This window comes from Janibacter sp. LM (assembly GCF_039631275.1).
GTDB lineage: Bacteria > Actinomycetota > Actinomycetes > Actinomycetales > Dermatophilaceae > Janibacter > Janibacter terrae.
The window spans coordinates 107,121-120,441 of record NZ_JBDIVG010000014.1; the positions used below are offsets into that span (position 1 = coordinate 107,121).

General features: G+C 71.1%; 13 protein-coding genes and 2 tRNA genes. 3 read left to right on the forward strand and 12 right to left on the reverse strand.

The genetic code is table 11. From position 1 onward, the window contains the following. Window positions 1–13: 13 nt before the first annotated feature. Entirely contained in the window at window positions 14–763 is a 750-nt protein-coding gene (locus tag ABC138_RS08895) for a DUF881 domain-containing protein (protein WP_338539073.1), read from the reverse strand. A gap of 83 nt (window positions 764–846) precedes the next feature. Here ABC138_RS08895 and ABC138_RS08900 point away from each other — a divergent pair, with 83 nt between their 5' ends. After that, a complete protein-coding gene (locus ABC138_RS08900; protein WP_082807681.1) occupies window positions 847–1,203 on the forward strand; it encodes a cell division protein CrgA in 357 nt (118 codons plus the stop codon). 169 nt (window positions 1,204–1,372) lie between these two features. On the opposite strand, the gene ABC138_RS08905 is transcribed toward ABC138_RS08900, so the two are convergent. Next, complete coding sequence (locus ABC138_RS08905) at window positions 1,373–2,275, reverse strand: rhomboid family intramembrane serine protease (protein ID WP_068327547.1); 903 nt, start codon at window positions 2,273–2,275, stop codon at window positions 1,373–1,375. 6 nt (window positions 2,276–2,281) lie between these two features. Then, entirely contained in the window at window positions 2,282–2,803 is a 522-nt protein-coding gene (locus ABC138_RS08910) for a peptidylprolyl isomerase (RefSeq protein WP_068329278.1), read from the reverse strand. A gap of 117 nt (window positions 2,804–2,920) precedes the next feature. Here ABC138_RS08910 and ABC138_RS08915 point away from each other — a divergent pair, with 117 nt between their 5' ends. Beyond that, window positions 2,921–3,901 (forward strand): hypothetical protein, encoded by a 981-nt coding sequence (locus ABC138_RS08915; protein ID WP_068425338.1) that lies wholly within the window; start codon window positions 2,921–2,923, stop codon window positions 3,899–3,901. Window positions 3,902–3,964: 63 nt separating this feature from the next. Here ABC138_RS08915 and ABC138_RS08920 read toward each other — a convergent pair whose 3' ends face one another. The 7 genes from ABC138_RS08920 to gyrB all read right to left on the reverse strand — a co-directional run bounded on the left by ABC138_RS08920 (window position 3,965) and on the right by gyrB (window position 10,572). Beyond that, window positions 3,965–4,795: an alpha/beta hydrolase gene (locus ABC138_RS08920; protein WP_068327553.1), complete on the reverse strand. Its 831-nt coding sequence runs from the start codon at window positions 4,793–4,795 to the stop codon at window positions 3,965–3,967. Between the two features lie 75 nt (window positions 4,796–4,870). Continuing rightward, window positions 4,871–4,943, reverse strand: a tRNA-Ala gene (locus tag ABC138_RS08925). 13 nt (window positions 4,944–4,956) lie between these two features. After that, window positions 4,957–5,136 carry a DLW-39 family protein gene (locus ABC138_RS08930; protein ID WP_068425341.1) on the reverse strand — a complete coding sequence of 60 codons (180 nt, stop codon included), beginning with the start codon at window positions 5,134–5,136 and terminating at the stop codon, window positions 4,957–4,959. A 23-nt stretch (window positions 5,137–5,159) separates the two neighbouring features. After that, a tRNA-Ile gene (locus ABC138_RS08935) sits at window positions 5,160–5,236 on the reverse strand. Between the two features lie 89 nt (window positions 5,237–5,325). After that, window positions 5,326–5,796: a DUF3566 domain-containing protein gene (locus tag ABC138_RS08940; RefSeq protein ID WP_245634814.1), complete on the reverse strand. Its 471-nt coding sequence runs from the start codon at window positions 5,794–5,796 to the stop codon at window positions 5,326–5,328. Next, the gene (gyrA, locus tag ABC138_RS08945; RefSeq protein ID WP_068327558.1) at window positions 5,793–8,384 is read right to left on the reverse strand and encodes a DNA gyrase subunit A; all 2,592 of its coding nucleotides are present in this window, start codon (window positions 8,382–8,384) and stop codon (window positions 5,793–5,795) included. Before gyrA ends, ABC138_RS08940 begins: the two co-directional genes overlap by 4 nt. 106 nt (window positions 8,385–8,490) lie before the next feature. Continuing rightward, entirely contained in the window at window positions 8,491–10,572 is a 2,082-nt protein-coding gene (gyrB, locus tag ABC138_RS08950; protein WP_068425345.1) for a DNA topoisomerase (ATP-hydrolyzing) subunit B, read from the reverse strand. A gap of 271 nt (window positions 10,573–10,843) precedes the next feature. On the opposite strand from gyrB, the gene ABC138_RS08955 reads away from it, so the two are divergent. Then, the gene (locus ABC138_RS08955; protein WP_068327562.1) at window positions 10,844–11,500 is read left to right on the forward strand and encodes a hypothetical protein; all 657 of its coding nucleotides are present in this window, start codon (window positions 10,844–10,846) and stop codon (window positions 11,498–11,500) included. Window positions 11,501–11,510: 10 nt separating this feature from the next. Here the strand turns inward: ABC138_RS08955 and ABC138_RS08960 are convergent, their stop codons facing one another. Together ABC138_RS08960 and ABC138_RS08965 are read right to left on the reverse strand one after the other, a co-directional pair. Beyond that, complete coding sequence (locus tag ABC138_RS08960) at window positions 11,511–12,389, reverse strand: hypothetical protein (protein WP_338539076.1); 879 nt, start codon at window positions 12,387–12,389, stop codon at window positions 11,511–11,513. 1 nt (window position 12,390) lies between these two features. Next, complete coding sequence (locus ABC138_RS08965) at window positions 12,391–13,269, reverse strand: hypothetical protein (protein ID WP_345913446.1); 879 nt, start codon at window positions 13,267–13,269, stop codon at window positions 12,391–12,393. Window positions 13,270–13,321 lie beyond the last annotated feature (52 nt).

A 13,321-nucleotide genomic window follows, 5' to 3' on the forward strand; every position in this document is an offset into this window, starting at 1 on the left:
CACAGTATGTCCCTCACTCGTTGTCGGCGACGGGCCGGGCGTGCTCCAGGCTCGTCCGACCGGCGAAGGGGGGCAGCTCCTTGTCGTCATCGCGCTGGACCTCGTAGCCCAGGCCGACCGCGTCGACGTACTGCTTGTAGATGCTCACGGCCGGATCGTCGTCCAGTGCCTGCTGCAGCTCGTCCGGGTCGCCGATCGCGGTGATGGTGAAGGGCGGCGAGTACACCCGACCCTGGAGGATGAGGGTGTTGCCGACGCAGCGCACGGCGCTCGTGGAGATGACGCGCTGGTCCATGATCTGCATCGCCTCGGCGCCGCCGCGCCACAGCGCGTTGACCACGCCCTGCACGTCCTGCTGGTGCACGACGACGTCGTCGACGGTGAACCCCTCGGGGACCTCGCTCGCCTTGAGGTGAGCGTCGTCGAGGGTCACCGTGAGGGCGGGGCCCTGGACCGCAGTGAGCCCCGCCGGGGCGGCGTTGGCGCGGGTGGTGCGCTCGATCTGCCGCAGGCGGGAGCTGCCGGGGGCGGCGTCGGAGGTCAACCGGTCGACGTCGGAGCGCAGCGCCTCGACCCGTTGGCCGGAGCGCTCGTTGTCGATGGTGCGCTCCCGGATGACATCCGGCAGCCCGGTCGCCTCGCTGCGCAGGTCCGTGCCCCGCGCGGTCGTGCTGGAGGTCGCGAAGAGCAGGCCGGCGCCGACGGCGATGACCGGCACCAGGGCCGACCACCGGCTCGGGCGGTGCGTGAGCCAGGTCCGCACGGCGGGGACCCCCCTTCGATCGGTGACGACGGTCTCGACCTCTACGCTAGGCCACGAACCCGCACAACCTCGAGGAGCACCCAGTGGCGAAGTCGGCCGACGACGCGAAGGACACGACCGACCAGGCGGTCACCTCCGCCAGGAAGACCACCCGCAGCGCCGCCGAGCGCTCCGGCGACCCGCGCAAGCGGGCCACCGCCCAGAGCGAGGTCGACGCCGCCGAGGCCAGGGCGCGGCACAAGGTCAAGGCGCAGCGCGTGGGCAACCCCGGCTGGTTCACCCCGGTCATGCTCGGCCTGATGCTCATCGGCCTGGTCTGGGTCGTGACCTTCTACATCTCGCAGGAGCAGTACCCCGTCGAGTCATGGGGTCGCTGGAACCTCGGCGCGGGCTTCGCCTTCATCCTCGCCGGCTTCGCGATGACGACGCGCTGGAAGTAGCCGCCCGCCCTCGCTCACGACGAGAGGCCGCACCCGCTCACCGCGGGTGCGGCCTCTCGTCGTCCACACGTGCTGTGGACAACCCGGGTTATCCACAGGCTTGTTCACAGCTGGGGACAAATGACATCGGTGTAACTCCCCGTTTCACAGGGTCCGTCGACCGGGGGCCTCAGGCGAAGGGACCGAGCACCGGGGCTGGGGACAACGCGTACCTGCCGATCCCCAGGGCCAGGACGACCACGAGCACGCCGATGATCCCCACCCAGGCGATCACCGGCTGCCGTCGGGTGCGCGAGAGCGCCAGGGCCGCGGCGATGACGCCGCCGGCGACGAGGCCGCCGAGGTGCGCCTGCCAGGCGACATTGGGCACGAGGAAACCGATGACGGCGTTGATGCCGATCGTCGCCACCATCGCCGAGCTGTCCCGGCCGAGGTGCCTGTTGAGCACGATGACCGCCGCGAAGAGCCCGAAGACCGCGCCCGAGGCACCCACGACCGGCACGTAGGCCTCTGGGTCGAAGGGGTCGACGGGCTGGAAGAGCAGCCAGGTCACCGAGCCGGCGAGGGCGGTGACGAGGTAGATCGCGAGGTAGCGGGCCCAGCCGAGCATCCGCTCGAGGTAGCCGCCGACCAGCCACAGCGCCAGCATGTTGAAGATGATGTGCATCGGCTGGTTGGGGCTGTGCGCGAAGGCCGAGGTGAGCAGCCGCCACGGCTCGCTCGCGCCGATCGCCGGAGCGAAGGCCACCTCCTGGAAGACCCGCGGGGAGACCAGCTCACCGACCCAGACCACGACGCAGACGGCGATGATGCCCATCGTCAGGTACGGCTTCTCGGCGGAGGCGCCGGCGCGCCCACCGAAGACCGTGACCCGGGGGCGGTCCGCCCTCGCCTGCTCGCGGACGCAGTCCACGCACTGGACACCGACCGCGGCGCTGCGCTGGCACTCCGAGCAGACGGGGCGCCGGCACCGCTGGCACCGGATGTAGGTGACCCGGTCGGGATGACGCGGGCAGACGGGGACGTCGGTGCCGGAGCCGCCGCCCGGCACGCCGGACGGCGGCTGCGACATCGTGGATCAGTCCTTGACGATCTCGACGGACTCGATGACGACCGGCTCGACCGGCTTGTCCATCGCACCGGTCGGGACGGCGGCGATCTTGTCGACGACCTCGCGGCTCGGGCCGTCGGACACCTCGCCGAAGATCGTGTGCTTGCCGTTGAGCCACGGGGTCTCACCGACCGTGACGAAGAACTGGGAGCCGTTGGTGCCGCGGCCCATCTGCTTGCCGGCGTTGGCCATGGCGAGCAGGTACGGCTTGGCGAAGGTCAGGTCCGGGTGGATCTCGTCGTCGAACGCGTAGCCGGGGCCGCCGACGCCCTGACCCAGCGGGCAGCCGCCCTGGATCATGAAGCCGGGGATGATCCGGTGGAAGCCCAGGCCGTCGTAGAACTTCGTGGGGTTGGAGCGACCGGCGTCGTCGGTGTACTCCTTCTCGCCCGTGGCGAGGCCGACGAAGTTGTCGACGGTCTTGGGAGCGTGGTTGGGGAACAGCTCGATGGAGATGTCGCCGTGGTTGGTGTGCAGGATCGCCTTCATGACGACCATCGTAGACACGGACGAAGGGGGGATGTGGCGCCACCCACGCCTCCTCGGTTTCCCTGTCCGCCGATCCGGTGCAGGATGGGGGAGGTACCCGACTGCGCAGGAGGAAGAGTGTTCAAGCAGAACAACAAGGTCGAGACCGGGCGCGTACGCGCCCACGAGACCGCCGAGTCCGCATCCCTGAAGGTCCACGAGATCATCGACAGGATGGCCGAGCACGGTGAGACGGGTGCCGAGCGGGCCCACGTGCTGCGCGCTGCCGCCACCGAGCAGGCCGCCGCCACCCGCGAGAGCGCCGCCGCGCACGCCGCCGAGCTGCGCGCGCAGGCTCACGAGGCCCGCAAGCAGGCCGTCAAGGACGCCAAGAAGGGCAAGAAGGCCGCGCGCAAGCGGGGCAAGAAGGCCGGCAAGGAGGTCCACGACCTGCGCGACACCCTCGTGGACGACGTGCTGCCCAAGGTCACCGCGACCGCGACGACCCTGGCCGCGGCCGGTGTCGCCGCCGGCCGCAAGGCCGCCGACGAGGCCGCCACCCGCGCGCCCGAGGTGGTCGCCGCCCTGCGTGACGAGCAGGACCCCCGCATGGCCCTCGCCGCCGCCAAGGGGGAGCGGCCCCGCACGAAGCGTCGTGGCCTGAAGTTCCTGCTCCTCGCCCTCGTGGCCGGTGGCATCGCCGCCTTCGTCGCGAAGCAGAAGCAGGCGCCGAAGAAGGACCCGTGGGCGGTCCCCGCCGGCGACCCGTACAAGGCCCCGACGACTGGGCGGGAGTCGACCGTCGCCGCCCCGGCCGCGGCTCCGCTCGCGGAGAAGTCCGACAGCGCGCCCGCCCCGGCGAGCGACCCGCTGGCCGCGCCGACGGCGCTCGACCAGGACCCGCTGGCGGCACCGGCCGCCCCGGTCGACGACACCCCGGAGGCCCGTGCCCAGAGCGCGGACGCCGACGCCGCCGAGGGCAGCGACGCCTGGAGCTCCGCGCGTGACTGGGCGGACAACTCGTCCATCCCGTCCGTCTCGGGGACCTCCGAGGGCACCGACCTGTCCACCGAGCACCTCGGTGGCGACCTGCCGGCCGAGGGTGACACCAAGGCCTGAGCCCCGCACGACGAAGGGGAGGTCCCACCGTGCGGTGGGACCTCCCCTTCGTCGTGCCCGGACCTACGCTAGGAAGTCCCCGACGAGCCGGTTGAACCCCTCGGCGTGCTCGATCTGCACCCAGTGGCCGCACTGGCCGAAGCTGTGCAGCTCCGACTGCTCGATGAGCTCGTGCAGGCGCAGCGAGGTGCTGAGCGGGATGACCTCGTCGTCGCGGCCGTGGATCACGAGCGTGGGCTGCGTCAGCTCGCGGATGTACTGGTCGGGCACGGTGAGCGCCTCGACCGAGCGCTGCCGCGGCGCCGGGAACATCGCGCTGAAGGCCTCGTGCACGCCCGGGCGCGTCGCGGCCGCGAGGCGGATCTTCGCCAGGTCCTCGGTGAGCCGGGACTTGTCGTACGCGAAGAGGTCCATGAGGTCGATCATGTTGGGCAGGCTGGGCTCGAAGCCCCACACCCGGTCCAGGCCCTCGGTGATCTCGAAGGGGACGCCCGCGGCACCCATGAGGACGAGCTTGGAGACCCGCTCGGGGTGGTGCACAGCGACGTTGAGGGCGAGCGCCCCGCCGAAGCTGTTGCCGACGACCGCGACCCGCTCCAGGCCGAGCGCGTCGAGCAGACCGACGAGGTGCTCGGTCCAGGTCGCGAGGTCGTAGGTGACGCCGTCCGGCCGCTCGGTGTAGCCGAAGCCGAGGATGTCGGGAGCGATGACGCGGTAGCGCTCGCCGAGGACCGGCAGGACGCCGCGCCAGTTGGCCCAGGCGCTGACGCCCGGCCCGGAGCCGTGGATCAGCAGGACCGGGTCGCCCGCCCCCACGTCGTGGTAGTTGGTGGCGATGCCGTTGACGTCGATCGTCTCGGCGATCTCTGGGTTGGCGGTCTCGACAGAGGTCATACCCCGCAATCTAGGGATGACCCGGATACGACGAAGGGGGTGAACCGCAGCGCGGAACACCCCCTTCGTCCTCGGTGGAGGCGATCGGACTCGAACCGACAACCCCCTGCTTGCAAAGCAGGTGCGCTACCAATTGCGCCACGCCCCCGAGGGCTGGTGGATCAGGTGGGACGGTCGCTGGCGGCCGCCCATGCGGCGCCGGTCCCGGAGGAGGACTTCGGTGCGTTGCCCATGCGGCTGGTGGCGGCGTGCAGGTCCTTCTCGGAACGCTGCTGCTCGATCCTGTGCCGCGCGTACACCGCGCCGGCTGCTGCCGCGACGAGTACGAGGACCTTCTTCATGGATCTCTCCTCACCGTCGAAAGTGGTGGGCCCAGGAGGACTTGAACCTCCGACCTCTTCGTTATCAGCGAAGCGCTCTAACCGCCTGAGCTATGGGCCCGTGCTGCGCCGTGGATCTCTCCGTGGCGCGACGCCCGAGATTACCCCACACCTGCCGCCACCACCAAAACGGCGGCAGGCCGGGGGGAATCAGTCGTCGGTCAGCGTCATGTGCACGCCGCCGACGAGGCTGGCGACGATGTTGTAGAGGAAGGCGCCGAGGGTCGCGATGGCCGTCAGCAGGAAGACGTCGACGACCGCCAGGACGATCGACAGGGACAGCACGCGGCCGAAGCCGAGGAAGTCCATGACGTCGAAGGTCTCACCGGAGCCGTCGCCGATGATCTGGCCGGCCAGCTCGTTGACGGAGTCGAAGACCCCCATCGCCGAGAGCAGGCCCCACATCACGCCGGTCATGACGACCATGGCGATGCCCATGGCCACCGAGACGAGGAAGCCGACCTTCATCACGGAGAAGGGGTCGACCCGCGAGACCATGAGCTTCACGCGTCGGCCGGCCCTCGGGGCCGGACGGGCCGCGCTGCCGGACGGGGCGCGGCGGGGCGTCTGGGACGGGCCGGCGGCCGTGCGCACGGCCGTGGTGTCTCCTGTCGGGCTCACTCCTGGTCACCTCCGGGGATGTCCCCCTGCTGGGCGGGCTCCACCGGGTCGCTCCCGGCGGACTGCTCGTCAGGCTCCGACGCTACCCCGTCGGGTTGCTCGTCGACGTCAGCCTCCGGGTCCGCGTCGCCGCGGTCGACGTTGCGGGCGACGGCCACGATCGCGTCGCCCTTGCGCGGCGTGGCGAAGCTGACCCCCATCGTGTTGCGGCTCGTGCGGTTGATCTCGGTGACCGCGGAGCGCACGATGTTGCCCTTCTCCATGACGACCATGACCTCGTCGCTCTCGTCGACGACGAGTGCGCCGACGAGCTGGCCGCCCTTGCCGGAGTTGGCCGCCGTGACACCCAGACCGGCCCGGCCCTTGGCGGTCCACTGCGAGGCGGCGGTCCGCTTGGCCACACCGTTCTCGAAGACGACGAAGACGTCCGGGTCGGTGCCGTCCTCGATGACGTTGAGCGCGAGCAGCGAGTCGTCGCCGCGGAACTTCATGCCCGTCACACCGCTCGTCGAGCGGCCCATCGGGCGGATGACGTCGTCCGTGGCGTGGAAGCGCACCGACATCGCGTTGCGCGAGACGAGCAGCAGGTCGTCCTCGGCGGCGACGAGGGCGGCGCCGATGAGCTCGTCGTCCTCACGCAGCTTGATGGCGATGAGGCCGCCGCTGCGCGGCGAGTCGTACTCCGTCAGGCGGGTCTTCTTGACCAGGCCGCGCTTGGTCGCGAGCACGAGGTAGGGCGCCGCCTCGTAGTCCTTGATCGCGTAGACGGCCGCGATCTGCTCGTCCGGCTGGAAGGCCAGCAGGTTGGCGACGTGCTGGCCCTTGCCGTCACGCGCCGCCTCGGGCAGCTCGTAGGCCTTGACCCGGTAGACCCGGCCGAGGTTGGTGAAGAACAGCAGCCAGTGGTGGGAGGTGGTCGTGAAGAAGTTGCGCACGACGTCCTCACCGCGCAGGGAGGCGCCGCGCACCCCCTTGCCGCCACGCTTCTGCGCCCGGTACTCGTCCACGCGGGTGCGCTTGGCGTAGCCGCCCCGGGTGATCGTGACGACCACGTCCTCCTCGGGGATGAGGTCCTCCATGGCGACGTCGCCGTCGTAGGGCAGGATCCGCGTGCGCCGGTCGTCGCCGTAGCGGTCGACGATCTCCGCGAGCTCGTCCTTGACGATCTGCCGCTGCCGCTCGGGCTTGGCGAGGATGTCCTTGTAGTCGAGGATCCGGGCTTCGATCTCGTCGTGCTCGTCGATGATCTTCTGCCGCTCCAGCGCGGCGAGGCGCCGCAGCTGGAGGTTGAGGATCGCCATCGCCTGCACCTCGTCGATGTCGAGGAGCTCGATCAGACCCGCACGGGCCTCGTCGACCGTCGGCGAGCGGCGGATGAGCGCGATGACCTCGTCGAGCATGTCGAGGGCCTTGAGGTAGCCGCGCAGGATGTGGATCGCGGCCTCGTCCTTGCGCAGCCGGTACTCGGTGCGCCGGATGATGACGTCGATCTGGTGCTCGACCCAGTACCGGATGAAGGCCGAGACCGGCAGGGTGCGGGGCACCCCGTCGACGAGGGCCAGCATGTTGGCGCCGAAGTTGGTCTGCAGCTGGGTGTGCTTGTAGAGGTTGTTGAGCACGACCTTGGCGACCGCGTCCCGCTTGAGGACGATGACGAGGCGTTGGCCGGTGCGCCCGGAGGTCTCGTCGCGGATGTCCGCGATACCGCTCAGGCGACCCTCCTTGGTCATCTCGGCGATCTTCTGCGCCAGCGCGTCGGGGTTGACCTGGTAGGGCAGCTCGGTGACGACGAGGCAGGTGCGGCCCTGGATCTCCTCGACCTCGACGACCGCGCGCATGATGATCGACCCGCGGCCGGTGCGGTAGGCGTCCTCGATGCCGCGGTGCCCCATGATGAGCGCGCCGGTCGGGAAGTCGGGGCCCTTGATGAAGCCCATGACCGCCTCGAGGGCCTCCTCGCGCGAGGACTCGGGGTGGTCGAGCATCCACTGGGCGGCGTCGGCGACCTCGCGCAGGTTGTGCGGCGGGATCTGCGTGGCCATGCCGACGGCGATGCCGGCGGAGCCGTTGGCCAGCAGGTTGGGGAAGCGCGCGGGCAGCACGTCCGGCTGCAGCGTCTTGCCGTCGTAGTTGGGGACGAAGTCGACCGTCTCCTGGTCGATGTCGCGCACGAGCTCCAGCGACAGCGGCGCCATCTTGCACTCGGTGTACCGCGGGGCGGCGGCACCGTCGTTGCCGGCGGAGCCGAAGTTGCCCTGGCCGTCGATGAGCGGGTAGCGCAGCGACCACGGCTGCACGAGGCGGACCATGGCGTCGTAGATCGCGCTGTCACCGTGCGGGTGGTACTGGCCCATGACGTCGCCGACGACGCGCGAGCACTTGTTGTAGCCACGGTCGGGGCGGTAGCCGCCGTCGTACATCGCGTAGACGATGCGGCGGTGCACCGGCTTGAGGCCGTCGCGCACGTCGGGCAGCGCGCGCGAGACGATGACGCTCATCGCGTACTCGATGTAGCTGCGCTGCATCTCCGCGTTGAGGTCGACCGGTTCGGTCCGGTCGGTCTCGGGCGTGGTGGGAGTGTCGGTCATGGTCTGCAGGTCACCTCGGGGTCGTGGCCGAAGGGGGCGGAGGCGGGTTCGGGGCCAGCTCCGCGGTTCTCGGGGGGGCACTCGGGGGGCGGAGCCCCCCGAGGGTTCAGATGTCGAGGAAGCGCACGTCGCGCGCGTTCTTCTGGATGAAGCTGCGTCGGGACTCGACGTCCTCGCCCATGAGCACGGCGAAGATCTCGTCGGCGGCGGCCGCGTCGTCGAGCGTCACCTGGAGCAGCACCCGGGTGTCGGGGTCCATCGTGGTCTCCCACAGCTCCTGGTAGTTCATCTCGCCGAGACCCTTGTAGCGCTGGATCGAGTTGTCCTTGGGCAGTCGCCACCCCTTCGCCTGGCCGGCCGCGATCATCGCGTCACGCTCCCGGTCGGTGAAGGCGAACTCGTGGTCGTGGTTGGACCACTTGAGCCGGTAGAGCGGCGGCTGGGCGAGGTAGACGTACCCGGCCTCGATGAGGGGCTTCATGAAGCGGAAGAGCAGGGTCAGCAGGAGCGTGCGGATGTGCATGCCGTCGACGTCGGCATCGGCCATGAGCACGATCTTGTGGTAGCGCGCCTTGGCGATGTCGAAGTCCTCGCCGATGCCCGTGCCGAAGGCCGAGATCAGCGCCTGGACCTCCTGGTTGGCGAGGATCCTGTCGATGCGGGCCTTCTCGACGTTGAGGATCTTGCCGCGGATCGGGAGGATCGCCTGGTTCTCCGGGTTGCGCCCGGCCTTGGCCGAACCGCCGGCGGAGTCGCCCTCGACGATGAAGACCTCGGAGACCGTGGGGTCCTTGCTCTGGCAGTCGGAGAGCTTGCCCGGCAGGCCGCCGGACTCGAGCAGGCCCTTGCGGCGGGTCGCCTCGCGCGCCTTGCGGGCGGCCATGCGCGCCGCGGCGGCCTGGACCGACTTGCGCACGATGTCCTTGCCCTCGTTGGGGTGCGCCTCGAGCCAGTGGCCGAACTCGTCGGTCATGGCCCGCTGGACGAAGCCCTTGACCTCGGAGTTGCCAAGCTTGGTCTTGGTCTGGCCCTCGAACTGCGGCTCACCGAGCTTGACGGAGATGACGGCGGTCAGGCCCTCGCGGATGTCGTCACCGGTGAGGTTGTCGTCCTTGTCCTTGAGGATGTTCTGCTTGCGCGCGAAGTCGTTGACGAGCTTGGTCAGCGCCGCGCGGAAGCCCTCCTCGTGGGTGCCGCCCTCGTGCGTGTTGATCGCGTTGGCGTAGGTGTGCACCGACTCGCTGTAGGCGCTCGTCCACTGCATCGCCAGCTCGAGCGAGAGCGCCCGGTCGACGTCCTCGGTCTCGATCGAGATGATCTCGGCGGTCACCGGCTCGGCCTTCTTGGAGGAGACGAGGTGGGTGACGTAGTCGACGATGCCGTTGTCGTAGCGGTAGGAGACCTTGCGCGCCTTCTTGGGGGCCGCGGCCGCGCCGTCCTCGGAGTCGACGACCTCGGTGATGTCGTCGTCGACGTGGTCGAGGTCCTCGGCCTGCTCGGCCTCGGTGGGCTCCTCGACGCGCTCGTCGACGAGGTTGATCGTCAGGCCCTTGTTGAGGAAGGCCATCTGCTGGAAGCGCGCCCGGATGGTCTCCCAGTCGTACTCGACGGTCTCGAAGATCTCGTCGTTGGCCCAGTAGGTGATCGTCGTGCCGGTCGCATCGGTCTCCTCCTCCTGGCGAAGGGGGCCGGTCGGCACGCCGTGCTCGAAGGACATGCGGTGCGCGTGACCCTTCTGCCGCACGCAGACGTCGAGCCGCGTCGAGAGCGCGTTGACGACGGACGAGCCGACGCCGTGCAGACCACCGGAGACCTTGTACCCGCCGCCGCCGAACTTGCCGCCGGCGTGCAGCTGGGTGAGCACGAGCTCGACGGCCGAGATGCCCTCCGCCTCGTGGATGTCGGTCGGGATGCCGCGGCCGTTGTCCTTGACCCGGACCGCGCCGTTGTCCATGAGGGTGACGTCGATGGTGTCGGCGTAGCCGGCCATCGCCTCGTCCACCGCGTTGTCGACGATCTCCCACACGAGGTGGTGCAGGCCCCGCTCCGAGGTGGAGCCGATGTACATGCCGGGGCGCTTGCGGACGGCCTCGAGGCCCTCGAGGACCTGGATCGCGTTGGCGTCGTACTCCGGCCCCCCGGGGTCCGGGGTCTTCGGCTGGGCCTTCGGCGACTGCTCGTCTGCCACGGTGCTCCTCGAGCTGGTGCGGTGCATGGATTACCGCGGGCTGGCCCCATGGGGCTGGCGCCGCGGCCTCAACCCCCCGATTCTACCCCGCGCCCCCTCTCCACGAAGCATCATGCACGCCCCGTGGCGGCCGCTCTCGGCGCGGGAGGGACGGTCGGACGACTCCCCACACGTGTCCCGGCCCCCGCGGCGCTCTCATCGCCGCCTGCGGGCGTCGTCGACGGGGAGGGCTCCCCATCGCGGATCCGGGTGGCCTCACGAGGGTCGAAGCATGACGACAACGCACCGCTCCCGTGTCCTCGCCGCCCTGGCCGGCGCCGCCGTCCTCGCCCTCTCCGCCTGCGGCGGGGACGGCACGAGCGACGAGTCGAGCGCCGCCACCACGTCCTCCGCCGAGTCCTCGGCCGAGTCCACCCCCGAGGCCGAGTCAGCGACGGCGACCCAGGCCGGCGTCGCCTTCGACGTGCCCGAGGGCTGGACCGTCGTCGACCCGGCCAAGATCGCCGACGGCAGCCAGCAGGCGCCCCAGGCCCTCGAGGACTCGGCGGAACGGCAGGGCACCACGGCCAAGGAGCTCGTCGCGCAGGTGGCGGAGTCCGTCGACGTCATGGTCATCGGTGACACGGAGCAGGGCTTCGGCAACAACGTCAACGTCGTCGCCTCGCCGGCGATGCCCACCGAGGCCGACATGACGTCGCAGCTGGAGGGGATCGGCGCCAAGGTCGGCCAGATCGACGAGACGGGCACCGAGCTCGGCGCGGCCCTCGACAGCAGCTACACCATGGGCCAGGGCTCGCAGCAGTTCCACGCCCGGATGCTCGCCGTGCCGACCGATGCCGGCGCCGCGATGATCACCGTCTCGGCCGGCTCTCAGGACACCGCCGACGAGGTCGCGGAGACGATCATCGACTCGGTCACGACCTCCTGATCCGCCCCGCTCAGCGGCAGGTGCCGACCGGCAGTCCGTCGCGGTGCCCCCGCAGGGCCGCGACGAGCTCGTCGGCGATCGCCGTGCCCTGCTCGTGGGTCCCGGTCCGCACCTGCAGGGTCACGGCGGTGTCCCCCTTCGTCCCGGGCACGATGCCCAGCTGCCGCACGACGTACCCGCCCGGCGTCGACCCCCAGCCACCCTTGTAGCGCGCACCCCTGATGCCCCCCAGCCCCCAGCGCTGGCCGTCGGAGACCCGGCCCATCGCGTCGGTGACCGACGCCGACCCGGTCAGGCACGGCAGGGCGGCGGTGAAGCGGGTCTGGGCCGTGAGCGCCCACGACGACTGGCCGAAGGGGGAGTACCCCGGGACGGTGACCTCGGCCGGGACGTCGGTGGTCCGGTCCCCGCCACGTCGCAGCTGGGTGCCCACCGCCTCGCTCGCGCGGCTGCCGCCGCCGAGGCGCTCCCAGAGCCGGGTCGCCGCCTCGTTGTCCGAGGCGCGCAGCGCCCGGTCGATGTCGTCCGTCATCTCCTCGCCGTGCCCGGCGCGGACGACGGCGAGGGCCAAGGGGACCTTGATGGTCGACCAGGCGACGAGACGGGTGGGGTCGCCGACGACGTGGGGCCTGCCCTTCGTCCCGACGGGCGCCCAGGCCACGGCGACCTCGGAGTCGGGGTGCTGCCGGGCGACCCGCTCGAGGGCGGCGTCCAGGCGACGGGCGTCCGGGCGCGTCGGTGTCCTCGTGGACGAGGGCCGGGCCGTCGTGGCCGCGGACGTGGGGCTGGCCGTCGTCGCGGGTGGCGTCGGTGCGACCTCCCGGGTGCACGCCGAGGCGGGGAGGAGGCCGAGCAGCAGGGCGCTCACCCCGACGAGCGGCAGGCGCACGTCAGTAGAGGATGACGACGGCGTTGTCACCGCCGGTGCAGCGGGTGACCGCCGCCCCGCTGCAGGTCATCGTGTAGGTCTTGTCGGTCACCGGGCTGCGCACCTCGAGCGTGGCGCGCCCGTCCTCGGGGGCCTCGGCGAGGTAGGCGTCGCGCACGACCGCGGCGAACTCGCAGCTGGTGACCTGGGTGCCCCGGGCGACCGAGGCGCCGTCCTTGGGGCCGGCGCACCGGCTCGCGCCCGCTGGCAGCTGACCGGTGCGGGCGGACGAGGACGACGAGGACGACGAGGACGGCGGAGGCGTCGACGACGTGGACGGCGGTGTCGCACCCGACGACGTCGAGTCCGGCGGCGTGCCCGGCTCGGTGACCGTCGTGGACTGCGCGACCGGCTCGTCGCCGCCGCCCAGGGTCATGACGAGCCCGCCGACGCAGAGCCCACCGAGGAGGACGCCACCGACGAGCATGGCGACGAGGGCGAGCGGGGACACCGAGCGACCCGGGTGGCCCGGCTCGCGGTACGGCTGGGGCTCGTCGCGCGCAGGCCCGGCAGACGGGACCGGCTGCCAGGTGCTGCCGTGGCCGCCATCGGCGCGCTGCGGGGGCGCGCTCTCGGGCTCGGGTGCCCACCAGGCCTCGGGGACGGCGCCGTGGGGCGTCGGCTCGGGCGTGATCGGGGGGAGCACCTCGGCGGCCTGGGTGGCCTCCGGGTCGGCCTCGGGCCGGGCCGGGGCCATGGCTCGGGTCGTCTCGTCGTCGGCATCGGCGAAGGGGGTTCCCGCCGGCTGGTCGGGCGCGGGGCCCATCCGACCGGACGGGGTGGGGTCGCCGAAGAAGTCGTCGAAGGCGTCGCCGCCCCGCGGGCTCTCCGGACCGCTCATGTCTGCTCTCCTCGAATGCACGTCACCGCCCCCGGGATCAAGAGCGACATCT

Bases quoted from the DNA above. Each gene is read 5' to 3' on its own strand.
- ABC138_RS08905 (WP_068327547.1), bottom strand. From the start codon at position 2,275: ATGTCGCAGCCGCCGTCCGGCGTGCCGGGCGGCGGCTCCGGCACCGAC.
- ABC138_RS08910 (WP_068329278.1), bottom strand. From the start codon at position 2,803: ATGAAGGCGATCCTGCACACCAACCACGGCGACATCTCCATCGAGCTG.
- ABC138_RS08920 (WP_068327553.1), bottom strand. From the start codon at position 4,795: ATGACCTCTGTCGAGACCGCCAACCCAGAGATCGCCGAGACGATCGAC.
- ABC138_RS08930 (WP_068425341.1), bottom strand. From the start codon at position 5,136: ATGAAGAAGGTCCTCGTACTCGTCGCGGCAGCAGCCGGCGCGGTGTAC.
- gyrA (WP_068327558.1), bottom strand. From the start codon at position 8,384: ATGACCGACACTCCCACCACGCCCGAGACCGACCGGACCGAACCGGTC.
- ABC138_RS08955 (WP_068327562.1), top strand. From the start codon at position 10,844: ATGACGACAACGCACCGCTCCCGTGTCCTCGCCGCCCTGGCCGGCGCC.
- ABC138_RS08965 (WP_345913446.1), bottom strand. From the start codon at position 13,269: ATGAGCGGTCCGGAGAGCCCGCGGGGCGGCGACGCCTTCGACGACTTC.